The 23,737-nt window shown below is 63.5% G+C and carries 26 protein-coding genes; 19 read left to right on the top strand and 7 right to left on the bottom strand.

Annotated elements, in window-relative coordinates; translation table 11 throughout:
- Window positions 1-28: 28 nt before the first annotated feature.
- Complete coding sequence (locus ACSHT2_RS14855) at window positions 29-847, bottom strand: YkgJ family cysteine cluster protein (RefSeq protein WP_440642220.1); 819 nt, start codon at window positions 845-847, stop codon at window positions 29-31.
- A 495-nt stretch (window positions 848-1,342) separates the two neighbouring features.
- Window positions 1,343-2,407 (bottom strand): ketopantoate reductase family protein, encoded by a 1,065-nt coding sequence (locus tag ACSHT2_RS14850; RefSeq protein ID WP_440642219.1) that lies wholly within the window; start codon window positions 2,405-2,407, stop codon window positions 1,343-1,345.
- Between the two features lie 699 nt (window positions 2,408-3,106).
- Between ACSHT2_RS14850 and ACSHT2_RS14845 the strand changes: the two genes are divergently transcribed.
- Together ACSHT2_RS14845 and ACSHT2_RS14840 are read left to right on the top strand one after the other, a co-directional pair.
- Complete coding sequence (locus ACSHT2_RS14845; RefSeq protein WP_440642218.1) at window positions 3,107-3,283, top strand: hypothetical protein; 177 nt, start codon at window positions 3,107-3,109, stop codon at window positions 3,281-3,283.
- Window positions 3,273-4,352, top strand: a complete 1,080-nt coding sequence (locus ACSHT2_RS14840) for an alpha/beta hydrolase (protein ID WP_440642217.1) — start codon at window positions 3,273-3,275, stop codon at window positions 4,350-4,352. The genes ACSHT2_RS14845 and ACSHT2_RS14840 overlap by 11 nt, the downstream gene beginning before the upstream one ends.
- Window positions 4,353-4,434: 82 nt before the next feature.
- Here ACSHT2_RS14840 and ACSHT2_RS14835 read toward each other — a convergent pair whose 3' ends face one another.
- On the bottom strand, window positions 4,435-4,914 hold the full coding sequence (locus tag ACSHT2_RS14835) for a MarR family winged helix-turn-helix transcriptional regulator (RefSeq protein ID WP_440642216.1): 480 nt from the start codon (window positions 4,912-4,914) through the stop codon (window positions 4,435-4,437).
- Window positions 4,915-5,425: 511 nt separating this feature from the next.
- On the opposite strand from ACSHT2_RS14835, the gene ACSHT2_RS14830 reads away from it, so the two are divergent.
- Window positions 5,426-6,964 (top strand): porin, encoded by a 1,539-nt coding sequence (locus tag ACSHT2_RS14830; protein ID WP_440642215.1) that lies wholly within the window; start codon window positions 5,426-5,428, stop codon window positions 6,962-6,964.
- Between the two features lie 991 nt (window positions 6,965-7,955).
- On the opposite strand, the gene ACSHT2_RS14825 is transcribed toward ACSHT2_RS14830, so the two are convergent.
- The 4 genes from ACSHT2_RS14825 to ACSHT2_RS14810 all read right to left on the bottom strand — a co-directional run bounded on the left by ACSHT2_RS14825 (window position 7,956) and on the right by ACSHT2_RS14810 (window position 12,301).
- Window positions 7,956-8,591: a MarR family winged helix-turn-helix transcriptional regulator gene (locus tag ACSHT2_RS14825; RefSeq protein ID WP_440642214.1), complete on the bottom strand. Its 636-nt coding sequence runs from the start codon at window positions 8,589-8,591 to the stop codon at window positions 7,956-7,958.
- Window positions 8,592-9,397: 806 nt separating this feature from the next.
- A complete protein-coding gene (fliI, locus tag ACSHT2_RS14820) occupies window positions 9,398-10,738 on the bottom strand; it encodes a flagellar protein export ATPase FliI (protein WP_440642213.1) in 1,341 nt (446 codons plus the stop codon).
- A gap of 42 nt (window positions 10,739-10,780) precedes the next feature.
- On the bottom strand, window positions 10,781-11,509 hold the full coding sequence (gene flgF, locus ACSHT2_RS14815; RefSeq protein WP_440642212.1) for a flagellar basal-body rod protein FlgF: 729 nt from the start codon (window positions 11,507-11,509) through the stop codon (window positions 10,781-10,783).
- 3 nt (window positions 11,510-11,512) lie between these two features.
- Window positions 11,513-12,301 (bottom strand): DUF1217 domain-containing protein, encoded by a 789-nt coding sequence (locus ACSHT2_RS14810; protein ID WP_440642211.1) that lies wholly within the window; start codon window positions 12,299-12,301, stop codon window positions 11,513-11,515.
- A gap of 142 nt (window positions 12,302-12,443) precedes the next feature.
- On the opposite strand from ACSHT2_RS14810, the gene motA reads away from it, so the two are divergent.
- The 16 genes from motA (at window position 12,444) to fliP (ending at window position 23,586) form a co-directional block, all read left to right on the top strand.
- A complete protein-coding gene (gene motA, locus ACSHT2_RS14805) occupies window positions 12,444-13,340 on the top strand; it encodes a flagellar motor stator protein MotA (protein ID WP_319327845.1) in 897 nt (298 codons plus the stop codon).
- A complete protein-coding gene (locus ACSHT2_RS14800; protein WP_319327847.1) occupies window positions 13,337-14,278 on the top strand; it encodes a flagellar motor switch protein FliM in 942 nt (313 codons plus the stop codon). The genes motA and ACSHT2_RS14800 overlap by 4 nt, the downstream gene beginning before the upstream one ends.
- On the top strand, window positions 14,259-14,573 hold the full coding sequence (locus tag ACSHT2_RS14795; protein ID WP_440642210.1) for a hypothetical protein: 315 nt from the start codon (window positions 14,259-14,261) through the stop codon (window positions 14,571-14,573). Before ACSHT2_RS14800 ends, ACSHT2_RS14795 begins: the two co-directional genes overlap by 20 nt.
- A gap of 76 nt (window positions 14,574-14,649) precedes the next feature.
- Window positions 14,650-15,024, top strand: a complete 375-nt coding sequence (gene fliN / locus ACSHT2_RS14790; RefSeq protein ID WP_061877142.1) for a flagellar motor switch protein FliN — start codon at window positions 14,650-14,652, stop codon at window positions 15,022-15,024.
- 2 nt (window positions 15,025-15,026) lie between these two features.
- Window positions 15,027-16,067: a flagellar motor switch protein FliG gene (locus ACSHT2_RS14785; protein ID WP_035670173.1), complete on the top strand. Its 1,041-nt coding sequence runs from the start codon at window positions 15,027-15,029 to the stop codon at window positions 16,065-16,067.
- Window positions 16,068-16,080: 13 nt separating this feature from the next.
- Complete coding sequence (flhB, locus tag ACSHT2_RS14780; protein ID WP_440642209.1) at window positions 16,081-17,166, top strand: flagellar biosynthesis protein FlhB; 1,086 nt, start codon at window positions 16,081-16,083, stop codon at window positions 17,164-17,166.
- Window positions 17,167-17,231: 65 nt separating this feature from the next.
- Window positions 17,232-17,633, top strand: coding sequence for a flagellar basal body rod protein FlgB (flgB, locus tag ACSHT2_RS14775; protein WP_440642208.1), 402 nt, complete (start codon window positions 17,232-17,234; stop codon window positions 17,631-17,633).
- 11 nt (window positions 17,634-17,644) lie between these two features.
- On the top strand, window positions 17,645-18,061 hold the full coding sequence (flgC, locus tag ACSHT2_RS14770; RefSeq protein WP_440642207.1) for a flagellar basal body rod protein FlgC: 417 nt from the start codon (window positions 17,645-17,647) through the stop codon (window positions 18,059-18,061).
- Between the two features lie 2 nt (window positions 18,062-18,063).
- Entirely contained in the window at window positions 18,064-18,393 is a 330-nt protein-coding gene (locus ACSHT2_RS14765) for a flagellar hook-basal body complex protein FliE (protein WP_440642206.1), read from the top strand.
- Between the two features lie 18 nt (window positions 18,394-18,411).
- A complete protein-coding gene (flgG, locus tag ACSHT2_RS14760) occupies window positions 18,412-19,200 on the top strand; it encodes a flagellar basal-body rod protein FlgG (protein WP_035670189.1) in 789 nt (262 codons plus the stop codon).
- 13 nt (window positions 19,201-19,213) lie between these two features.
- The gene (flgA, locus tag ACSHT2_RS14755; RefSeq protein WP_440642205.1) at window positions 19,214-19,690 is read left to right on the top strand and encodes a flagellar basal body P-ring formation chaperone FlgA; all 477 of its coding nucleotides are present in this window, start codon (window positions 19,214-19,216) and stop codon (window positions 19,688-19,690) included.
- Window positions 19,687-20,817 carry a flagellar basal body P-ring protein FlgI gene (gene flgI, locus ACSHT2_RS14750; RefSeq protein ID WP_440642204.1) on the top strand — a complete coding sequence of 377 codons (1,131 nt, stop codon included), beginning with the start codon at window positions 19,687-19,689 and terminating at the stop codon, window positions 20,815-20,817. Before flgA ends, flgI begins: the two co-directional genes overlap by 4 nt.
- Window positions 20,818-20,884: 67 nt before the next feature.
- Window positions 20,885-21,655, top strand: a complete 771-nt coding sequence (locus ACSHT2_RS14745; protein WP_440642203.1) for a MotE family protein — start codon at window positions 20,885-20,887, stop codon at window positions 21,653-21,655.
- The gene (gene flgH, locus ACSHT2_RS14740; RefSeq protein WP_440642202.1) at window positions 21,656-22,363 is read left to right on the top strand and encodes a flagellar basal body L-ring protein FlgH; all 708 of its coding nucleotides are present in this window, start codon (window positions 21,656-21,658) and stop codon (window positions 22,361-22,363) included.
- 42 nt (window positions 22,364-22,405) lie between these two features.
- Window positions 22,406-22,849, top strand: a complete 444-nt coding sequence (locus tag ACSHT2_RS14735; RefSeq protein ID WP_440642201.1) for a flagellar basal body-associated FliL family protein — start codon at window positions 22,406-22,408, stop codon at window positions 22,847-22,849.
- The gene (gene fliP, locus ACSHT2_RS14730) at window positions 22,846-23,586 is read left to right on the top strand and encodes a flagellar type III secretion system pore protein FliP (RefSeq protein WP_440642200.1); all 741 of its coding nucleotides are present in this window, start codon (window positions 22,846-22,848) and stop codon (window positions 23,584-23,586) included. Before ACSHT2_RS14735 ends, fliP begins: the two co-directional genes overlap by 4 nt.
- Window positions 23,587-23,737 lie beyond the last annotated feature (151 nt).

Below are 23,737 nucleotides of genomic sequence, written 5' to 3'. Positions count from 1 at the left end.
AATCATGCCGCGTTGCCCACGACGGGGTTCAGGCGTGCCCGGATAGCCGTAGAAGCGCGGGCCGATAGGGGGCTTCCGGATCGTCGTCCTCGGTCTCGGGGATCACGCAGGAGCCGAATTCCTGCCTGATCCGCTCGATCTCGGCGATTCGCGCGTGCAGCCGCTGCAAATGCTCAGGCGACGTCGCCTTCCAGAATCGGAACGTGTCGGCCGTGAGCGGCAGGAAGGCAGTGCCGGACGGCGTCGGATCGGGAACGGCAGTGCGTCCAAGCAGCAGGAATCGCTCGGTGCCGGAGACGACGAGGGTGGCATAGCCGCGGTTTCCTATCCGCCTGATGCCGTTCAGCGACCATTCGGCGAGCTTGCTGAAATACGGCTCCTCGCGCCAGCGATCCGGGCAGTTGTCGTCGACGGTGACATTGACGGCGTCCTGGCTGAAATGCACGACGAGGCCGGCCTTCTCGGGAAACCAGTCGTCCTCGAGATGGCCTTGCAGCCAGGCGCACACGAATGAGCGGCACATCTGCGGGCGACGGTCATAGATCGTGCACCCCGTGCCCGTCTGCCAATGTCTGCAGAGCTGGTTCACCGGCTTGTCGACGGCGGCCACTTCGAGGATATCGCAGCAGGCGTTGCACGATCCGCATTGCCGGGCGGGCCGGGTCGTCTTTGGCAGGCCGGTCGCGCGAAAGCCCTGTCCGTCGCGGACCAGCAGCTTCTGCTTCTCCAGCGCATTCAACGCGCGTTCGATCTTGAGACGGGATAGTCCGGTGGCGTCGATCACGCCCTTCATCGTCGTCGCGCCTGCCTCCACTGCGCGGACGACGCTCAGCATCGCCTGATCCATTCTTGTTGTTCTTGTCTGGGCTCTCTCAGCAGCGCATTGCGGTCGTGCCGGAACAAACGGACCGGCAAACAGGTCGCAGAAACCTGACTTAGAAACATATCTTTCTCATCTCCCTGTGGGAGGCAAGACACCCGGCCCGTCCTGTGCGCATGCAACGTTTGCGCGAATGAAGGACTTGCACGTGTGCGACCCGATTTCGCGTGGAGATCGGCTCGCTTTGCCCACGAAGCGCCGGGATATGGCGACCGGCATGCGGTCGTCTCACGCAGTCGTGATATCAGCGGTCTGCGCGCGGGCGCGGCCAATCGTGTGGCCGATGACGTGCAAGGATTGTCGTTGAGTTTGCGCCACACCGGGAACAGTGTCGCGCCGAAGCTGGAGTGAGCGGCAATGCAAAGAGGCGATGCCACGCTCGGCGCGGTCGCGCTGGTCGCCGTGACCGGCCTGATCTGGCTTCAATCGTTCCTGAGCGCGGACGTCGCTGGAGACGGCGCGCTACTGCGCGCCCGATCCACCCTGCACGATCTTCTCGTTCAGCTTCTGGTCCACGGTGTCGACGGTGCGGTCGATCTCGGCGTTCGGCACGCCGAGCTGATGCGAGATCAGTTTCACCAGGAGGTCGACGCGCTCGATGAAGGGCGCGCCGCTCGCGACCGCGCGCGCGGCCGAGGACGGCTTGAGCAGGCTTTCGGCTGCCTTGGCGTATTTCGCGAACGGCACCTGGTCCTGCGGGTCGGCGCCGAGCCGGCGGGCGATCGCATCGACATGGTCGTAGATCGTCTGCGAGCGCTTGAGATCGCCGTGCACGGCGTCGCGAATCGACTGCGGCTCGCTGGGCGTGATGCAGCGGTAATTGCCGGTCAGCAGCATCGACCATTTCGCCAGCGGCACGAACAGCGAGTCGAACACTTTCAGCTTCACCGGCACGTCGTGGCCGTCGAGCGTCACCGCGTCGATGTCGGCTTCGAGTTCGCGCAGCAGCTTGTTGTGCCTCTCGTCGGCGAAGACCGATGCCTTGAAGTTGGTGGGTAGCCCGACATGAAGCACGTTCGCGGCTTCTTCCGGCGGACGGAACGCCTGCGGGTCGGGCGAGCACAGCGTCACCAGCCCCGGCTCGAACCGCTCCCACACCTGCGCATTGGTGTAGGCCTCTTCGAGGTCCATGTCGGCGAGTGCCGGAATCCGCTTCAGATACGGCAGCGGCGGCATGTTCATGATCGACAGGCACGGCAGCTTCGCCGCGGCGATCTTGACCATGAGAACGCGCACCGTGTGGTTGGTGTATTGCGGCTCCTGCATCGCAAGGCCGACCAGATCGTAACGGGAAAGATCGACATTGGCCGGCGTGACCGCATCGAGCTTGCCGGGCAGGTCGCGCGAGAAGATCGCACGGTGCGCCGCCTCGTCACGCAACTTGATGCGCACCTCGGTACCGTCCCGATTGATCAGCTCCGCGGTCTTGGCGCGGCAGACCAGGGTCACGTTATGCCCTGCCATCAGCAGCTTCGTGCCAAGCAGGGAGCCGTAAGAAGCCCCCAGAATCAATATGTTGCGCGCCATGCTCCGTCCCTTTGGAAAGATTGTGTTTTGAGCCCCGGGCTTCGACATCCGAGGGCGGTTGCCGCCATGTAAAGCGAAGTGCCGCGCGATGGCAACTGGGATAATGCATGCCAGTCGACTTCAGCACCTTGCTAGGTTGGCATCCAGATGAGTGCGCGGGAGACGCCCGCTGCCAGCGGCAGCTATAGGCGACAGGTCTCGATTGCCCGGTTCGACAAAGCCCTCGCCGTGCCGCGGACCGACAATCGTCAATGTGCTGTCCCGCCCGTAATTCGGAAATGCCGCCTTGCTGATCTCGCCTCCACGGGAGGCGATCGTGTGTCGTCACGCTTCGGCCGCGGACGCGCGGCGCCGATGAAGCGGCAATTCGCTGCGTCGTTGGCGGTATCGCGTCTGACGGTACGCCGCTGTCGTTTCCTGGTCGCTGCCAGCAATGAAAGACTACAAAACTACAAAGCGGGACCACAAAAACGGCAGAGTGCGCAGGCGCATGACTACCTATGAATGACGGAGCTGAAACGTGACGATCGAGTTGAGCCGACCTGGAGTTTGTCTCGAAGCCGGTTCGTTTGGGAAGACTGCTTCATTCAGTGCCGTTGCCGCGCGGAGCGAAGACGGAACGATGATCGGGTTGGAAGTCGTCACGTCACAGGGTGGACCGGACGGGGGTATGGAGCTTCTTCGCGGCGAGGCGCCAAAATGACGGCGAAAGAGATCAAAGAGGCGGGCAGCGTCGCCAGAAGCAAGCTCGATCGACGCGATCTGGCGCGCCGGCGATCGCATCGAGCAGGGCTGCTGCGCGCTGCGTTGAGCGCGAAGCCGGCAAGCCCGGGCAAACCGCTGTTGCCGTCGTTCGGAGACAGAGATGGAAGTTGAGCATTGGTCTCGCGGCTCGTGCGACGGCGCGGGTCGAGGCCTGGCGCGTCTGCGGGATCGCGCGTCGGACTTTTTCGAGAGCATGTCCGTGGCAGAACTCGTGCGTGAGGTACGCAGACATCTGTGGGTTTCAGACTGGTTGAGGATTGCAAACGAGTACCGGATGTTCGCGGAAACCGCGCGCGCGGATGGGCTCCTTGAGATTGCGCGCGAGGCATACCTTTGTTCGCTGACGGCCTTTGAAGTTTCGAGAAGTCTGGCTTGCCGGGGAGACCTTGCGGGTATCGACCTCGCAGCGAAGATCGATTCCATCACGAGCAGGTTCGAGAAGGAATTTGGTGGTGCGATCGAACGCGTGAAGATTGATTGCCACGATCAGGGGACGACCGGCTTCTTTCTCGCGGCGTCCCGTCACGTCCCTCCCGCACCCGCGGTCATCTGCATAGGCGACGAGGAAATCTCCTTTGACTCTATGTTGAGCAGGCTGTTGCCGGCCTCACTCCGCCGCAACGTGTCACTCCTGCTGATCGACGCTTCCAATTCACGTATTCCTCGCACCTTCAAGCCCGAACATTTGCTTCAGTGCTGGTTGGACTACCTGGAGGCTCGGCCGGAAGTCGATCCTCGGCGGATCGCAATCTACGGCGAAGGGGCGGGCGCCAGTCATGCGTCCCGCCTTGCCCGCTCTGACCGCAGGATAGCTGCCGCCGTGTGCGACGGAGGTCTTTTGACGTCGGTCATGCGTCGAGCATCAGTTCGCTGGTTGACCGGCTTTGCGGAGGCCAGCCATGAGGGGACGGCGACGAGCTCGTTGCTGTCGTCGCGTCGAATACCTTGCCCGCTTCTCGTGGTCGTCGGGAGTCGCTCGATGGTGCTGGAGCAGGATGCTCTCGAACTGCAAGCCGGCTATCGCCAGGCCGGAGCCGATTGCTCGATCGTCGTACCGAATCGCATCCCCTACCCTCTGGGCGAGGTCGAGAATTTCGTCGCTGTAGACGACTTCATTTTCGAATGGTTCGACAGCAAACTCGGAACTGCCCGCCGGCTCGATCCCGTAGTCTACCTCTAGTCAGGGATCGCCTGCAGGCCGTTCAGGCGCGACCACAGCAGTCTCCGGCTCAGGGCGTCATTCTGCTCCAGGCATCAACGGATCACGAAACGTCGATGGCCAGCAATCGTGCAGCCAGCCGAGCGTTCTTGGCGATCCTTGCGAGTGCGACGTTCAGATCGGCCAAGGTTTTCTCATCGAGCTCGTTGAACATGGTGGAATTCAAGGCGAGCTTTCTCTTGGACAATTTTTCGATTTCCGTTGTCGCCTTTACCGTGAGCGACATCAGCACGAAACGCGCATCTTCCGCTCCCGGCCGCCGCGATATGAAGCCGCTCTTTTCGAGGCTCTTGGTCTGGTTGGTCACAAAGGCCGGATGGACCCGTAACTTATTTGCGATGTCGATTCCGGCGACGCCTCGACCATCGTCCAGTTCAGTTATCGCCATCAAGATCAGCCACTGCGGCTCGGTTATGCCCAGCAGTTCGGCCCAACTGGTGTGGATGTCCTCCAGCTGGGAGTGGATTTCGACCACGTTCCAGATGAAGTCCGTAATCGCTCTGTCGAGTTTCTTCTCGATCATGTCGGTGCGCGGCTTTGTTCGGAGGGAGCAGAGCAGCTCTTGTAACGGCATATTTCGTTGATGTCTCGATGATCGCGCGCGGCCACGGCCCGTGGTCATTGCATGGAGGCAACGAACTGGTCGTTTTTTAATTGCAAAAAGCAATTGATGAAGTTATTTAGTTTGCACTCGATATTTGCTGCTCTTGACCATCTATGGACAGCGATGCGAGACCTCCAAGGAAGCCCTCAGGATGCCCCCTGAGGGCTTTTTGTGCTCTATACGCAGCGTTTCTGCTTGCATCGCCTTCCTGTTGCCCACTGGCAACAGCTTCTTCAGAACGTACGATTCACGAAATTAATGAATTGGAGTGATTGTTTTTATAAACTATATGTGATCCCGCGACGGAGGGGGCGCCTCACTGTCGTTTCAGTCCGGACCTTCGGTGCGGACCTGAACTGAACGGAAATTGAAGAGGGCAAAGCGGCGTCCACCGAGGCGCCGAGCCCCCGGAACCGACTTGGAGGTACTAATGAAGTTGACGAAGACGCTCTTTCTCGGCTCGGCCGCCGGCCTGATGGCTGTCTCCGGGGCACTCGCAGCCGATCTCCCCGTAAAGGCCAAGGCGATCGAATACGTGAAGATCTGCTCGCTGTACGGCGCCGGATATTACTACATCCCGGGCTCTGACACCTGCATCAAGCTGGGTGGTTACCTGCGCGCTGAAGTCGCGCTGGGCACCAACAGCGTCTACGGCGCTGCGAACGGCGCCACCGCTGGTTCCCACAATCGCCTGAGCAACTATTACACCGCGCGCGCTCGTCAAGACCTCAACATCGACACGCGCACCGCGACCGAGTACGGCGTGGTTCGCACCTTCTTCGATGCAACGTTCTCCTGGACCACGGGGAACTACACCGGTCAGGGCTCCGCGACCGGCGCGACTGGCTACTCCGCCACCACCTCCGGTACGTCGACCGTCAATCCAACGGACGGCGGCACCTCAGGCGGTTCGGTGGGTGTGTATTACGCCTTCATCCAGTTCGCCGGCTTCACGATCGGTAAGGCCGTGTCGCAGTTCGACGCGCCCTGGACCAACTATCCCGGCAACAACTTCGACGGTCTCGTCGGCGGCAGCGGCACGGTCACCGGTGTCTTGCAGGGCTCCTACACCGCCGATTTCGGCCAGGGCGTGACGGCGTCGTTCTCGGCGGAAGACGCGACAGCCTACTATCAGGCCGGCAATCTGAACATGTCGGGTGCGAGCGTCGCCGGCATCGTGGGCGGCTCGTATGGCAGCAATGACGTTGGCGGCTCGCGTTCGCCGAACCTCGTTGGTCAGGTGCGGGTCGACCAAGCCTGGGGTCTGTTCCAGGCGTCTGTTGCAGCCAAGGACAACCACGTCGCCTATTACGGTGCCACCGAGGCCACCGGGCACCCCGACGACAAGTGGGGTTGGGCGATTCAGCTCGCTCTGTCGATCAAGAACATCCCGACCGGCGCGGGTGACACGATCAACATTTCGGGCGTCTACACCGATGGCGCGACCCGCTACAATTTCCAGAACCTCGCGGGCAGCTCCTACTCGATGTATGGCAGCTCGAGCAGCTCGTACGGAAGCGTCGGCTTCGCCAATGCTCCTGACACGGTCTTCGTCACGGGCAGTCAGCAGGAGAGCGTCAAGACATGGGGCTTCCGTGGCGCGTACACCCACAACTGGAATCCGAACTGGAATACCGCGCTGTACGGTGCGTATGCCGGGGCTCGCTTCGGTACGCTGGCTAAGAACTATATCTGCGGTGGTGGCGGTTACGCCGGTGTCATGAACGTCGCGGGCGTTACGTCCTGCAATCCGGACTTCAACGTCGGCCAAGTGGGTGTGATCACCCGCTGGACCCCGGTGAAGAACCTGACCTTCTCGGCCGACCTCACCTGGACCCATCTCGATCAGAAGTATGCAGGTGCGGTTACGGTCACGCCGGCAGCCAGCTACGGCAAACCGACAGCAACCTACGAGCTGAAGGATCAGAACAGCCTGACCATGCTCCTCCGCGCTCAGCGCAACTGGTAAGATCCATCGAAGCACTTCGAGGAGCCCCCGGCGGGAAACCGCCGGGTGCTTTTCGTTGTGCGGCCTGCGGACAACTGCGTCTGCCAGCCCGCATGGCGCGAAGCGCTTCCGGGACTGCCGCACCGGTGGCAAGACGTCGGACTACGGTTCGCTCTATCGGGGCTGCAAGCTCCCAAATTGCCCGGCCGGGCAAAACATCCGCGGGGCTGTCAAGCAGGCCGTGCGAAAATATTCCACTTCACCGAAATTCGGATTTGTCGTATGTATTGCCCATCCCGGCTCATTCAGGAGGGGCGATCATGAGGTCGTCATTCTCGCGAGCCGGGCTTGCGGTGGACGCGGCAGCGTCGTGCACGAGAGGTCAAGGACGGGGCGGATTGCCCTCCGTGAGCCCGAGACTGCGTGCGGACGAGCGGCGCTGTCAGGTTCGTCGTGCCAGCATTCCGATGGCAACGTGCACAACGCCGTCGGACCCTGTGGCGCCAACGAACCGCGCGTACGGCAAAACCGTGTGGTCCTGGCCGTCGTTGCTACGGTCAAGCTCTTGCGGAGGCGGCAGTCGCGCCAACCGGCGCGGTGCCGGTGAATTCCGCGGGAGTGAGGGAGGCCAGAAGGAACTCGGCTCCCGGGAGAGCACGGCATAAGCCGTCCGACCATCGCGCAGGGAAGGCCGTGTGTTGGGCTTCACCTGTATGCTGCTGTGCGGTTTTCTGCGTATGCGTTTTGCGCAGCGGACCGCGGGTGCCGCCTGCACCCGGCCTTCCCTGCGCCCTTCTGGCTTCATGAGGGTGACAAGACCAAGCAAAGCTCGGGCGAATTCAGCCGCGAGAACGCGAAGACGTGTCTGCGATTCAAGCGTGGATCAGGGAGCAGCGCGAAGGCCTCTTGCTACGTCATCGCGAGCGCAGCGAGAGCAATCCAGAGTCCTGCCGCGGAGGAACTATGGATTTGCTTCGCTGCGCTCGCAATGACGATGTGGCGAGCGCGCGCCTCACCCCTGGCTCGCCACGCGCGCGCGGTCGGGATGCTGCTCGATTTTGGGGCGGTCGCGCGTGCGCTCGAAACTGGTGCAGAGCAACTCGGTCTCATCGAGCGAGACCGGCGCACGATAGAGCCGGCACATGAATTCGGAGGTTGCACGTCCCTTCCCGGTGCCCGGACCGCGCTCTGCGAGAAACATGCAGTCCCGGCAGATACTGGCATTGAGCCGCTGATGGGCCGCATCGAGATGATTGAGGATCTCGCGGAGAGAGTCGCGCAACCTGATGCACTCGTCAGTTCCGAGCGCGGTGACCGCATTCACCACGTGATTGATCGGGTCGTGCTGGCTCAGGCATTTCTCGCCCTGGGCGGTGACGTGCAGGACGACAGAACGCTTGTCCTCATGCGACGGCTTTCGCACCAGAAAGGACCTGCTCTCCAGAGTCTTCACGATCTGCGATGCAGTCGCTCGGGTGGCGCCGATGAAGCCGGCCAGCGCGGAAGGGGTGCGCGAGAACCTGTTGGCGCGGCCGAGAAAGCGCAGCGCCATCCACTCCCGATCGCGCAATCCATGCTGATCGCCTTCGAAATACCAAGCCCTCGCCGCCTGAACCAGCAGCTCGACGGCTTCTCGCGCCAATGGCATGAATCTACCTCGTCCCCGGAACTTTGTCTGCGGCGTCCCGGAGCAGCTTTGCGCCCTGAGTGTCCGACGAGCCTGTCGTCTCGAGCTCTCGTTCAAAGGCACGGACCGCAACGCGCCGTACCTTGGCCGTTGGGGAACGCATCGTCCGGAGCGAGAGGCTGCGTTTATGGCATGCCAGCAGCGTCGTCGTCGCGCGGGAGCCCGGGTTGCCGTCACCGGCAGACGGTGGATCGGAGTGGTTCAACCGAAGCCCCCAAAGTTCAAGTCACAGGCAGACGTTTCTTATACCGAGAGAAACGATGAATGAGCTTCTCAACAAAATCAAGTAGAGACCCTCACGGAGACTGGATGTCGTCGTAAGCGACTGTAACGTTCAAGACAATCGCGCTCTTCGGGACACATGATGGTGAACGCAATACGCTGCCTGACGAGCAACACGCGCTCGACTTTGCGAGGGGCTGATTGCGCGGCATGTTGTTGTCTGTCGTCGACGCAAACTGATCGAAGCTTGTGCACGACGATGATGTGTGTCGGCACGTCATCCACAACTTGTGCGTTCCGGCGGAGAATCGTCAAGGGAACTCACAGGAATTACACGTGGCGGTTGTCGTCGCCGTGCTCGCAGAATCGTCACGCTTGATCGCTTGCACCGCGGCGGCGCGTTGTGCTCACCCGAATGGTGACGCGCTCATGACGGAAATCGGTGATGGATCCGGGCACGCATGCGCCGGAAGCGTAACGCCATGCGCAATCTCCTGTCGAAAACCACGAGCAGAATCGGCGGCAGGCGCCTCTCATACGCCGCCTCACCCTTGCGTTCGCTGGTCACCCTTGAGCATGTCCCGGAGTTCGCGGAACGGATCGGCGCTCGGCGGAGCCGAAGCGCCTTGCCGCATCGCGTTGTAGATTCTCGGAACCATGTCGACCGCCTGGTCGAGGCTCGAATCACGTCCCGACTGATATCCGCCCATCAAGCGAAGATCGCGCGTGTCCTCGTATTGCGCGATCATGGCGCGCAGCTTGCTCACCAATTCGCGCTCTTCGGGGTCCCAGACGTTATGGGCGAGGCGTGAGACCGACGCCAGGACGTCGACGGCCGGATAACGCGCTTGGTCGGCGATGTGCCTGGAAAGCACGATGTGCCCATCAAGTGTGCTGCGGATGGTGTCCGCGATCGGCTCGTTGTGATCATCGCCGTCGACCAGCACGGAGAAGATCCCGGTAATCGTGCCGGATCCCTCCTCGCCTGGACCGGCGCGCTCAAGGAGGCGCGGCAAATCGGTGAAGACCGTCGGCGCGTAGCCGCGCGCGACCGCTGGCTCCCCGGCAGCGAGCGCGACCTCGCGAGCGGCATGGGCGAAACGGGTGATCGAATCGACCATGAGCAGGACCGATTCGCCTCGATCGCGGAAATATTCGGCGACCGCCATGGCCGTCTTCGGCGCCAGCCGCCGCATCATCGGGCTTTCGTCTCCCGTCGACACGATGGTGACGGCGCGGTGACGGTCGGTGCCCAGCACGTCCTCGATGAATTCGCGTACCTCGCGGCCACGCTCGCCGACCAGGGCCAGCACGACGGTGTCGAAACCCTGGCTGCGGGCGAGCATCGCAAGCAGCGTCGATTTGCCGACGCCGGATCCGGCAAAGATGCCGACGCGCTGGCCGGCGCAGATCGGCGCGAACAGGTCGATGACGCGCACGCCGGTGCGCAGCGGCTTGTGCACGCGAGCGCGCTTCATCGCCGACGGCGCCTCCGCCTCCGCCGAGACCGCCTGGGGTCCCTGGGTGAGGGGGCCTTGTCCGTCCAGCGGTGCGCCGAGGGCGTTGATGACGCGGCCCTTCCAGCTCGGATCGGGCGCGAAGGACAGAGGCGGCATCCGGTAGGCGACCGAGCCGAGCCCGCCGGCGAATTGCCGGTCGAACGGCTTGGCAACGATGCCGTCGCTGTCGATCCGCACCACCTCGCCGATCTGGCGCTTGCCGGCCGAATTGACGCCGATGAGCTCGCCGAGTCTGACGAAGCGCGACAGGCCGGAGACGCGGAAATGCGTCGGCGCGATCTCGGAGATCGCGCCGCTGACGCTTGCCAGTGGAGTGCCCTGCTGAAGCTCCAGCAGCGCCCACTCGAGTTGCCGAAGAGCGTTCAAGGAAACCGTCCAACCTCAATCTCAACGCGCGCGAGGCGCAGTCTACTTGCCGGGTTCGCCGAGTGTCCGGATCGCGCTCTGGAGCGAGCTCTCGGTGCCCTCGATCATCGAATTGGTGCCGTCGAAGGCGCGTGAGGCCGAGATCAGTCGCGTCAGTTCGAGCATCGGATTGGCGCCGGAGCCCTCGACATAGCCCTGCTTGAAGCCGTCCCGGGAGAAATCGGCGATGGCGGTCGCAGGCCGGTCGGGCGTCACGCCGGAATTGCCGTAGCGTTCGAGATTGGCGTCGGCCGGAATGTTGAACAGGCCGATGGTGCCGATCTCGTTGTTGTCCTGGGTGATCGCGCCGCTGCGCGCGATCGAGACCGGTCCGCCGTTCGGGTCGAGCGTGATCTGCGCGCCGCCGGAATCGACGACGGGGAAGCCGCTCACGGTCTGAAGATCGCCGTTGGGAGCGATCTGGAGGCGGCCGTCGCGCGTGTACACCGTGCCGTTCGGACCGGCGAAGGCGATCCAGCCCTGTCCGACCACGGCGACGTCGAGTGGGTTGCCGCTCTCGGTGATGCTGCCCATCTCGCGGGAGATGATGTTGTCGCCGGGCGAGGAGAACGCCACCGGGGTCGAGCCCGCCCTGGACAGCACGGTCTCGAACTTCACCACGTCGGTGCGGAACGCCGCCGTGTTGACGTTGGCGACGTTGTTGGCGATCGTCTGGAGGCGCTTTTCGAGGGCGACCTGCGCCGACAATCCCACATAGAGAGCCGATTGCATAGCTTACCTGTTGAACTTGATGTTCTGAAGCGTCGTGAGCATGTTGGTATCCATGCTGATCGACGTCGACGCGCCGGCGATCAGGACCAGCGCGGGGTTGGTCGAGGTGTCGTTCTGGGCCTGGGTCGCATCCCACATTGCCGCAAAGCGCTGCACGAACTTGGTGACCTTGGCCGGGTCCTGGAAATCGGCGAGATCGATCTTGTCCGTGATCATCTTGGCCTGGGCGTCGATGTTGGCCGAGCTGATCGTCGACGACCAGCCCATTGCAGTCTGCACCACCTGCGTCAGCGCCTTGTCGGCGAGGATCTGGTAGCCGGTCGTGATCGTGGAAGCCTTGCGGGTGAAATACAGCGCCAGTCGCAGGCCTTCGTTCTGATCGCCGGCCTTCTCTTCCATCGTCTGCGTGACGTATTGGGTCGCGGTGCCGGTCGTGGCCGCGGCGGCCTGGGTTGCCTTGTCGCCGAGGGCGGCGAAATTGAAGGCGGCGGCAAATTGCCGGTAGCGGGTGTCGGTCAGCTTGTTGGCGAAGGCGTCCTTGCTCGCAACGCCCTCGGTCAGCACCTTGCGCATGAACGCCTTGGCATAGGTCATGTCGCTGAGGCCGTATGCCTTCATCGCGTAGGAATAGAGACGATAGTCCTTCAGGAAATCGTCGATGGTCTTCACGTTGCCGATATGGCTGAGGAAATAGTCGGTCTCGCGGCTGACATCCGGCTGCTTCGCGACCTGCGTCAGCGACTTGCCCATGTCCTTGGTCAGTCTGGTGTAGTCCGCAATGGTGGATAGCATGACACGCGCCCCTCTGGCCGCTGTTGCAGCACCGGTGCAAGCTGCCGCCGATTGCTTGCGCGAGGCTGGCGACGAAGAAGCCAGCCTCGCGCAAGCGTGGCCGATTAGATATTCCCGATGGGATCGGCGATGGAGCGGCGCGTTGGGCAGTTTCGTGGGGATTTTCATCACGGTAGCGGCGCTGCTCGGCGGCTTTGCCGCCATGGGCGGGCATCTGGCCGTGCTCATGCAGCCGTGGGAATTCGTGATCATCATGGGCACTGCGGCCGGCACCTTCATCGTGGCGAATCCCTGGAAGACGGTCGTGGACACCGGCGTTGCCTGCATGCAGGCCATCACCGGCGCGGTGCCGGGGCAGCGCTATTATCTCGACCTGCTCGGTGCCCTGCATGCCCTGATGCGTGAGCTGCGGGGCAAGGGCCGCAACGAGGTCGAGGCGCATATCGACGATCCCTCGTCCTCCGAGATCTTCAAGGCGTTTCCGAGCGTGCTCGGCGATCCCTCGCTGCTCCAGTTCATCTGCGACTACGTCCGCCTCATCATCATGGGGAATGCACGCACGCACGAGATCGAAGCGCTGATGGACGAGGAGATCCACACCATCGTGAAGAGCAAGCTGACGCCCTACAATGCACTGGTGGTGGTGTCCGAGGCGCTGCCGGCGCTCGGCATCGTCGCGGCGGTGCTCGGTGTCATCAAGGCGATGGGCGCGCTCGACCAGTCGCCGAAGCTGCTGGGCGGCTTCATTGGTGCCGCGCTCGTCGGCACCTTTGCCGGCATATTCCTGTCCTACGGCATCATTTCGCCCTTCGCGCTGAAGATCAAGATGACGCGCGAGAAGCGCTGCCGCCCCTACATCATCGTCAAGCAGACGCTGCTGGCGTTTATGAACGGCGCCATGCCGCAGATCGCCGTCGAGCACGGCCGCAAGATGATCGCGAGCACCGAGCGGCCGTCGATCGACGTCGTCGAGAACGAGACCATCGCAGGTCCCAAGGCGGTCGTGACCGAGGCCGAACCCAAGGCGGCGCGCGCATGATGATGGAAGACGCCGAAGTCGATCAGCGCAAGCAGTTGCCGAACTACCTGCTGGACGCCGCCGGCATATCGATCGATCGAATGCCGATGCTCAATGTGATCTTCGATCGCATGGCGGCATCGTGCACCGACAGCCTCCAGCCGATGGCTGGAACACCCTGCTATTTCTCGGTCAACGGCATCAGCAACGACCGCGTCGGCGACATCATCAAGGACTACGAGGCCAACGCGGTCGCGGCGGTGCTCTATGCCGAGCAGTGGGACTCCCGCATCATTATCATGCTCGACCGTGACTTCGTGTTCACCATGGTCGAGGCGATGTTCGGCTCCGACGGCGCCGAGCCGCCGCTCGACGTCGAGCGCTCTTTCTCGAATATCGAGCTCCGCCTGGTGCAGGCGCTGTTCGAGCGGTTTGCCAAGGCGCTGCAATCCGCCTTCGCCGGCACTTCGAACGTCACCTTTCGCGTGGAGCGGGTCGAGACGGCGATGGCTTCGCTGGCGATCGGGCGGAGCGGCAACATGTCGATCTGCGCGAACATCATGCTGCAGGCCCTCTACCGCGGCGGCCAGATGTTCCTCATCATTCCGCACTCCGCACTCAATCCGCTCCGGCAGAAGCTTGCTCACGTCGTCGTCAGCGACGGTCGCGCCGCCGACCCACGCTGGCGCGAGCAGATGGAGAGCGAGGTCCACCGGACCGAGGTCACGCTCAGTGCGGTGCTCGACGAGAAGATGGTGTCCCTCGGTGACGTCGTGAAGTTCCAGGTCGGGCAGGTGCTCGAGCTCGAGGCCACGCCGCGCACGCTGGCCCGTCTCGAAAGCAACAATCAGGTGCTGTTCTGGTGTCAGATCGGCCAGCTTGATGGCTATTACGCCATGCAGGTGGCAGATCCCGTCGATCAGAAGCGGGAGTTCGTCGATGATATCCTATCTCGTTGATGTCGTGCTGCTGATTGCGCTCGCCTTCACCAGCATGCGGGTGACGAGGATGCACCGCGAGCTGGCGCGCTTGCGCAGCTATCAGGGCGAATTCTCGACCATCGTGCACGAGACGGCGGGAGCCTTCGACACGGTCATCACGGCGGCGCACGATTCCACCGCAAATCTCGGTCGGCTCGCCAACGTGCTGAGCACGAAGATCGACCAGGCCCATGAGGCGATCGCGGCGCTCGATGCCAGAAGCGGCCTCGCACACGCCGCGACCGCAGGCGGCGCCGACCTGAACAAGCATTGAAGCCGAAGCCGGCAGGACGACTACGATCGGAACGCCGCGGCGCTCCGGCAGCGGAAATACCAAGAGGCGATACCAGATGGCGCAATCCTTCGACTATGAGTCTGCACCCGCATCGGCAGAGGCCGAAACGTCTCCCCTGGAGCGGCTGGCGGAGATCGCCCAGCGCACGGCCGAGGAGACCGGCAAGTTCGCCAATATCGACGCCATCCTGCGGATTCCCGTCACCATGCAAGTGGTGCTCGGCTCGGCCACCATTCCGGTGGCGAACCTGATGAAGCTTGGCCGCGGCGCGGTGGTTCCGCTCGATCACCGGGTCGGAGAGCCCGTCGACGTCGTCGTCAACGGCCGCATCGTCGCCCGCGGCGAGGTGGTCGTCGTCGAAGAGGACAATTCCCGCTTCGGCGTCTCGCTCACGGAGATCGTTGGTCCGCTGGGGCAGGGTGATACCTGATCATGGCGGCACCGGTCGGCATCGCGCCAGCCAAGCAGCGAGGTGTTACCACGCTGGGCGGCACGGAAAAGGTTGCCGCGCTCCTGCTGGCGATGGGCCGCCAGGCGGCGGCGAGCGTGCTGCAGCAGTTCGAGCCGCAGGAGATCCGCATCGTCACCAAGGCGGCGGCGGAGCTGCGGCCGATCACCGCGCAGGAGCTCGAGGGAATCGTCGAGGAGTTCGCCCAGCAATTCTCGATGGGCGCGAACATCCTCGGCACTCTCGGTGGCCTGGAAGCCGTGCTCGGCGACGTGCTTCCGGCCGACCAGGTCTCGCAGATCATGTCGGATCTGCTCGGCAATTCGAGCCGGTCGGTGTGGGACCGCGTCTCGTCGGTGTCCGAAAACTCGCTCGCGAGCTATCTGTCCAAGGAGCATCCGCAGACGGCGGCGCTGATCCTGTCCAAGGTCAAGCCGGCCTGCGCCGCCAAGGTCATGAGCCAGTTGCCCTCGAGCCTGCGCAACGAACTGATGCGGCGCGTTCTGAGCCTCAAGCCGATCGTCGACGACGCCATGCGCATCATCGAGAAGACGCTGCACGAGGACCTGACGTTGAACTTCGCCCGCAACCTCGGCGCCGACACCTACGCCCGCGTCGCCGACATCATCAACAAGATGGAACGTGGCCATATCGAGGACATGCTGAAGAGCCTGTCGGAGAAGCGGCCGAAGTCGGCCGAAGTGCTGAAGGAGCTGCTGTTTACCTTCGACGACGTGGTCAACCTGACGCCGAAGGCGCGCACCATGATCTTCGACCAGGTGCCGACCGATCGCATCGTCGTCGCGCTGAAGGGCACCGACAAGCATTTCCGCGAGCTGATCCTGTCCTCGGTCGCCTCGCGCGTCCGCCGCGTCGTCGAGCACGAGCTCGCCATCGGCGAGCCGTCGAACCAGCGCGACGTGCTGGAGGCGCGACGCGTGATCACCGATCTCGCACTCGAGCTGGCGGAGAAGGGCGAAATCGAGCTCAACCCCGAGCAGGAGGATGAGCTGGTCTTCCGCTGACCGCTGAACGGGCATGGCAGAAACATCCGATCCGGAGAGCAAGACAGAAGAGCCGACCGAGAAGAAAGTCCGTGATGCGCTCGAGCAGGGCAAGATTCCGGTCTCTCGGGAGGCCTCTATATTTGCCTCGATGGCCGCGCTGATGGTGATCCAGGCGTTCCTGATCGGCCAGGGCGTGCAGCAATTGACGCCGACGCTGAAGAGCCTTATCGACGATCCCGATGGCTTCCCGCTCAGCACCGGCGCGGACGCGCTGAATCTGCTCACCGTGGTCGGCCTCCAGGCGCTGCGGTTCCTGGTGCCGCTGGTCGTGATCCTGGTGGTGTTCGGGCTCGCCGCTTCGCTGCTGCAAAACGCACCGCGCCTTGTGCTCGAGCGCATCAAGCCGGACCTGTCGCGAATCTCTCCGGTCAGCGGCTGGAGCCGGTTGTTCGGGACGCAGGGTCTGATCGAGTTCGCCAAGTCGCTGTTCAAGCTTGCCGCGGTGACCGCCGTCGTCGTCTTCGTGCTGCGCTCGTCCGAAGCGAAGGCGTTCGAGGCGATGTACACCGATCCGGTCGCGCTGCCGGAGATGATACTCAATATCGCGATGCGAATCGTCTCGGCGATCTGCATCGCGACCATCGTCCTGGTGGCGATCGATCTCGCCTGGGCGCGCTTCCACTGGCGGCGCGAGCTGCGCATGACGCGGCAGGAGCTCAAGGACGAGCACAAGCAGGCGGAAGGCGATCCGCTGATCAAGGCGCGTCTACGCTCGCTGGCACGCGACCGTTCGCGCCAGCGCATGATCGCCTCGGCCTCGCGCGCGACGCTGGTGATTGCGAACCCGACGCACTTCGCGATCGCGCTGCGCTACAAGCGCGAGGAGAGCGCCGCCCCGCTCGTCGTGGCCAAGGGCATGGACGTGATCGCGCTGAAGATCCGCGAGGTCGCCGAGCAGAACCGAATCCCCGTCATCGAGAACAAAGTGCTGGCGCGCGCGCTCTACGAGGCGGTGCAGGTCGATCAGGTGATTCCGGCAGAGTTCTTCCGGCCCGTCGCCGAGATCATCTACTTCCTCCAATCCAAGCAGACGCCGCGGCCCGAGAAGGTCCAGTAGAATTTCGGAGGATGGCGTCTGCCTCATCAGCCTGACGAAAGCTTGGCGCCCTAAGCTTCTCCCGAATGGACCAGAATGGGGCTGTCGTGGGACCGCTTTATCTCTTCGAACTCGCATCGTCGCAGGCGCGGTACCTCGAACTCCGCCAGTCGACCATCGCCACCAACGTTGCCAACGCCAACACGCCGGGCTTTCGGGCGCGCGACGTCGAGCCGTTCAACAAGGTACTCGACGGCATGCCGGTCAGGCTTGCGACGACGTCGCCGTCGCACATGCAATTGTCCGCAGCCGAGACCGACACGCGGGCGACCGCGAAGAAGGACAGCTGGGAAGTGGTTCACTCCGGCAACTCCGTCAGCCTCGAGCAGGAAATGATCAAGGGCAGCGACGTCAATCGCGACTATTCGATGAACGCGGCGATCGTGCGGTCGTTCCACCGCATGGTTCTGTCGAGCGCAAAGGCCTGAGGTGAACTGACATGCTGGACTCACTGAGCGCCTCTCTGACGGTCGCGAGCTCCGGGCTCGAAGCGCAGTCGACGCGCATGCGCATCGTCTCGGAGAATCTCGCGAACGCCACCTCGACGGGGCGCGTCGCCGGCGCCGATCCGTATCAGCGCAAGACCATCACCTTCGATGCCGCGATGGACCGTGCCTCGGGCTCGCAACTCGCGAAAGTGAAGGAGATCGGGGTCGACACCACGCCATATCGCGTCGAGTACGATCCGGGGCATCCCGCCGCCGACAAGGCCGGCTACGTCAAGCTGCCGAACGTGAACATGATGATCGAGATGGCCGACATGCGGGAAGTGAACCGGTCCTATGAGGCCAATCTCCAGGTCGTGAAGCAGGTGAGGTCCATGCTCGGCATGACCATCGACCTTTTGAGGAGCTGACAATGCTTGAGGCGATTTCATCCGCCGCGATATCCGCTGGCCAGGCGGCGACGCGCGCGACCGAGACGCAGGCCGTCTCCCCCGCGGCGACCACGGCGATCCAGACCGGTGACGACGTCGGCTTCGAATCGGTGATGAAGCAGGTGACGACCGACGCGATCGGGACGCTGAAGGCAGGCGAGGCGGCGTCGATCTCGGCGATGCAGGGCAAGGAATCGACGCGGCGCGTCGTGGAGGCGCTGATGTCGGCCGAGCAGGCTCTGCAGACGGCGGTCGCGGTTCGCGACAAGGTCGTGCAGGCCTACCAGGAAGTCGTTCGGATGTCGATCTGACCTGAAGGAATGAAATAAGTGAAATCGCTCGCCATTGCGGCCACGGGCATGAACGCCCAGCAGACCAACATCGAAGTCATCGCGAACAACATCGCCAACATCAACTCGACCTCGTACAAGCGGGCGCGTGCGGAGTTCACCGATCTGTTCTACCAGATGGACCGCATGCAGGGTGTCGCGAACGTCAACGGCTCCTCGCCGATCCCGGAGGGCGCCAATCTTGGCCTCGGCGTCAAGTCGGCGGCGATCCGCAAGCTGCACATCCAGGGCGCGCTGACGCAGACCGGCAACCCCTACGACCTCGCGATCAACGGCCGCGGCTGGTTTCAGGTGCTCGGCCCGAACAACGAGGTGCAATACACCCGCGCGGGCTCTTTCAACACAAATGCCAACGCTCAGCTCGTCACGATCGACGGCTATCTCCTGGATCCCGCGATCACGGTGCCGCAGGGAACCGTCGAGGTCACGGTCAACGCCACCGGCCAGGTGTTTGCCAAGCTGGATACGGAGGTGAACCCGCGGCAGATCGGCCAGCTCAACCTCGCCAACTTCGCCAACGAAGCGGGCCTGGAGCCGCTGGGCGGAAATCTCTATCGCGAAACCACGGCGTCCGGCACGCCGGTCGTCGGGCTGCCCGGCGATGCCGGCTACGGCAAGATCAACCAGAAATGGCTCGAAGCCTCGAACGTCGATCCGGTCAAGGAAATCACCGAGTTGATCTCGGCGCAGCGCGCCTACGAAATGAATGCCAAGGTCATCCAGGCCTCGGATGAAATGGCCCAGACAGTCTCGAAGGGCATGCGCTAGTTCCGGTGTCTCGATGTTGAACAGGGTAGGCCTGATCATGCGCGGGTTTGTCGCCGTGCTGCTGGTTCTCGTCGCGGCGCGGGGCGCTGCGGCCGAGGAGAAGCGGCTTCCCGTGCCGGCCGTCTCGATCCGCGCCGGCGAGATGATCCGGGAGGAGATGATCACCGAACGCGCCTTCGCGCCGAGCCTGCTCGGCGTCGCCATGTTCATCGAGGGGCGTCAGGTCCTGGTCGGCCGCATGGCGCGGCGCGCTCTCTTTCCAGGCCAGCCTATTCCAACCAATGCGGTCGAGGACCCCTGGACCGTCGCCCGCGGCGCCACGGTCAAGGTCGTCGTCGAAGACAGCGGCCTGTCCATCGTCACTTACGGCTCGGCGATGCAGTCGGGTGCGGCCGGCGCACTCATCCCGGTACGCAACACGGATACCGGGGTGATCATCAGGGGCGTCGTCCAGCCGGACGGCACCGTCAGGGTCGTGGACGGGTCATGACCAGACTCCTGCTTGCGCTTGTCCTGCTCATGTCGGTCGCCGGCGCCCAGGCCGCCGTTCGCATCAAGGACATCGCGGACATCAAGGGTCTGCGCGAAAACCAGATCGTCGGCTATGGTCTCGTCATCGGCCTGAACGGCACCGGCGATACGCTTCGCAACGCGCCGTTCACGGAACAGTCCCTGCAATCGATGCTCGAGAACATGGGCATCAATGTCAGGAACGAGACCACGAGCACCAACATCCCCCCGCGTCCGACGACGCTACGCACGCGCAACGTCGCGGCGGTGATGGTGACTGCGGACTTGCCTCCCTCGATCGGGCCCGGCGAGCGCATGGACGTCACCGTGTCGTCGCTCGGCGATGCGACGTCGCTGCTCGGAGGCACGCTGGTCATGACGTCGCTGCGCGCTGCGGACGGCGCCGTCTATGCGGTGGCGCAGGGCGCGATCACGGTCGCCGGCTACAGCGTCGGCGGCCAGGCGCAGAACGTCAGCCAGGGCACGCCGACGGCCGGGCGCATCCCCAACGGTGCGCTGGTCGAGCGCGAGGTGCAGGGAAGTCTCCACGAGATGGAGTTCCTGGTACTGGAGCTGAAGAACCCCGACTTCGTCACCGCAACGCGCATCCTCGACGCCATCAACCGCTACGCCGGCGGACGCTACCGCGCGCAGATCGCCTTCGAGCGCGACTACCGCACCATCGTGCTGTCGAAGCCGCGCCACATCGGCCCTGTCCGCTTTCTGGCCGAGATCGGCGAACTGACGGTCGAGCCGGACACGCCGGCGCGGGTCGTGATCAACGAGCGCACCGGCACGGTCGTGATCGGGCGCGATGTGCGGATATCGACCGTTGCCGTGACCCACGGCAATCTGACGGTTCGTGTCACGGAGATGCCGGTTGTGTCGCAGCCGGCGCCGTTCTCGCGAGGGCAGACGGTGGTCGTCCCGCAGACCGTGGTCGAAGCCAACGAGGCCGGGGCGCAGGTGGCGATCCTGAGCGGGGTCGATCTCCAGCGCCTGGTGCGCGGGCTGAACCAGATCGGCCTGAAGCCATCGGGGATCATCGCGATCCTCCAGGCGATCAAGACGGCAGGCGCGCTCCAGGCCGACGTCATCGTGCAATGATGCATAAGCGTCGTGCAAGCTTGGTCGCTCAATGCTCAAGTCTCGACCGAGAATCGCACGCGGCCCGATGCTGAAGCTGGATCACAAAGCCAAACTCCTCCTGCTGGCCGCGGCCTCAATGATCGCGAGCGCGTCGTCCGTGCTGGCGCTGGAGGAGGCCAGGCCGTCGAAGCCGCTCAACCTGCTCTCCTTCGCGCGCGCCCGCGCGGCTGGAGTGCAGAAGCCGCAGCCGCCGGCCACCCCGATATCTGGCGATAGTGCCTCGATCCGAGCGACGGCATGGGCGGCCGAAGATTCAGGACACGCGATCACCGGTGCGGTGCCGACTCCGGAGACGCCGACACCCGCGCCTACGCCCGCACCGGTGCGCCCGGCCAAGCCCGGTAGCGTCGCGGCGCCGCCAAAGCCTGCGCCGCCGCAGGCTGCACCGGCCCCGGACAACGAAATCGCCCTGTTCTGCAGCAACGTCGCCGATCCCGCCGTCGACGCAAGGCTGGCCTGGCAGCTCAAGGAGCTGGAGAAGGCCGAGACCCTGCTGCGCGAGCGCATTGCCGAAGTCGAGGCCAAGCGCGCCGAATACGAGAAGTGGATGGCGCTGCGCGACGACTTCCTGAAGAAGGCCGAAGCGAGCGTGGTCGAGATCTATTCGCGCATGAAGCCCGAAGCTGCGGCGACCCAGATCGCCGGCATGACCGACGAGACTGCCGCCGCCGTGCTCGCCAAGCTCAGCCCGAGGAGCTCGAGCGCGATCTTCAATGAGATGGATACGGCGCGCGCAGCACACCTCGCCGACCTGCTCGGCGGCATGCGTCGCGTGGATGACGGAAAGACCAAATAGATGAACAAGCCGATCCTCATCCTCTCGCTCCTGGCCGCGTCCGTGTTCTTGGCCGGATGCTTCCATGATCCGGCCGAAGTCCTGACCGGTCCGCAAATGTCGCCCGTCGGCAGCGGCCTGAGGATGCGGGCGGATCCAATCCCGGTGACGCCGCGCATGCGAACGCCTGTCAGCTATCGCTCGACATGGGACGACGGCACCGATCTCTACCGCGATCCCCGCGCCCGTCGCACCGGTGACGTCGTGACGGTGATCATCTCGATGCAGGACAAGGCCAAGCTCGACAACAAGACCGGACGTTCCCGCGATTCGCAGATCAAGTTCGGGCTCGACTGGCTGATGGACGTCGCAGGCTGGAACGACACTGGCCAGGCCAACGCCAACCTCAGCACCAATACCCAGATCAAGGGCAACGGCCAGATCGATCGCACCGAGGACATCAAGCTGTCGATCGCGGCCATCGTCACCGACGTGCTGCCGAACGGCAACATGATGATCAGCGGCTCGCAGGAATTTCGCGTCAACACGGAGATGCGCGTGCTCAACGTCGGCGGCATCGTGCGTCCGCGCGATATCTCGCGAACCAACACGATCTCCTACGACAAGATCGCCGAGGCGCGCGTGTCCTATGGCGGGCGCGGAAATCTGTCGGACGTGCAGCAACCTGGATGGGGACATCGGATCTATGACGCCGTGGCACCATTCTGAGGCTCGCGTCGGTCGGGTCGCGTCGTGATCGCGGGAGACGCCATGCGCCTGATTGCCGCCATCGTCGTGCTGACCCTGATCGCGATCGGCGCGGGCGCCCTTGCCGGCCTGCATCTGATCGCGACCGCCGAGCGCGTTGCCGATGCGAAGAAGAGCGCCACGCCGCCGCCGATCGCCTCGAGCTACGCCGGCAGCGCGCGGCTCAGGAAACTGTCTCCGATCGTGACCAATCTCGCCGCGCCGGCCAACAACTGGGCGCGCATCGAAGCCTCCATGGTGACTGATAGCATGAGCGACGAGGATGCCGGCATTCTGGCCGCACACATCAGCGAGGACATCGTGACCTATCTGCGGTCGGCGACGGTTGCGCAGTTCGAGGGATCGCGCGGGCTCCAGCATCTGCGCGAAGACCTGACCGAGCGCGCCAACGTCCGATCGTCGGGCAAGGTCCGCGAATTGATCATCGAGACGCTGGTGATCCAGTGAGAGTGAGAGTCCTGCTGCTCGCGCTGGCTCTGGTCGTGCTGCCCGAAGCGGCGTTGGCCCAGATTCCGGACCTGAATTCCCTGTTGCCGCCGGGAAACGGCTCGACCAGCGGCCGGATCATCCAGCTGATGGCGCTGATCACGGTGCTGTCGGTGGCGCCGGGGCTGCTCATCATGGTGACGAGCTTCACGCGATTTGCGGTGGCGTTGTCGTTCCTGCGCGCCGGTCTCGGCCTCCAGACCACGCCCGCCAACCTCGTGCTGATAAGTCTCGCGTTGTTCATGACCTTCTACGTCATGGCGCCGACCTTCGACAGGGCCTGGGAGACCGGCGTCCAGCCGCTGATGAAGAACGAGATCTCGGAAGAGGACGCGTATCTGAAGATCACCGACCCGTTCCGGGAGTTCATGCTGGCCCATGTCCGCGACAAGGATCTCCAGACCTTCGAGGCGCTCGCCGCGGAGAGCTTCCGCAAGAAGTTCGAGGACAAGCGCATCGATTTGCGAGTCATCATTCCGGCCTTCATGATCTCCGAGCTCAGGCGCTCGTTCGAGATCGGATTCCTCATCATCCTGCCGTTCCTGGTGATCGACATGATCGTGGCGACGCTGACCATGTCGATGGGCATGATGATGATGCCGCCGACGATCCTGGCGCTGCCGTTCAAGATGCTGTTCTTCGTGCTGATCGACGGCTGGAACCTGCTGGCCTCCGGACTGGTGCGCTCGTTCTCGTAAGAGCCGATATCGCTGACCGGCTGGACATGGTTAAACGATAGGCGTTGGTTATGGTTAGCGGTGGGTAATGTTAACCATATGATTTTACAGCGAAATTCAAGCTGACCTTAATCTGGAGGCAAGATTCGGCGTGCTAGCAATGCGGCACGGC

Origin of the sequence: Bradyrhizobium sp. PUT101, from assembly GCF_052043945.1 — a bacterium.
Classification (GTDB): domain Bacteria; phylum Pseudomonadota; class Alphaproteobacteria; order Rhizobiales; family Xanthobacteraceae; genus Bradyrhizobium.
Note: the sequence above shows the minus strand (reverse complement) of the source record. Positions and strands in the feature narration are given on the sequence as shown.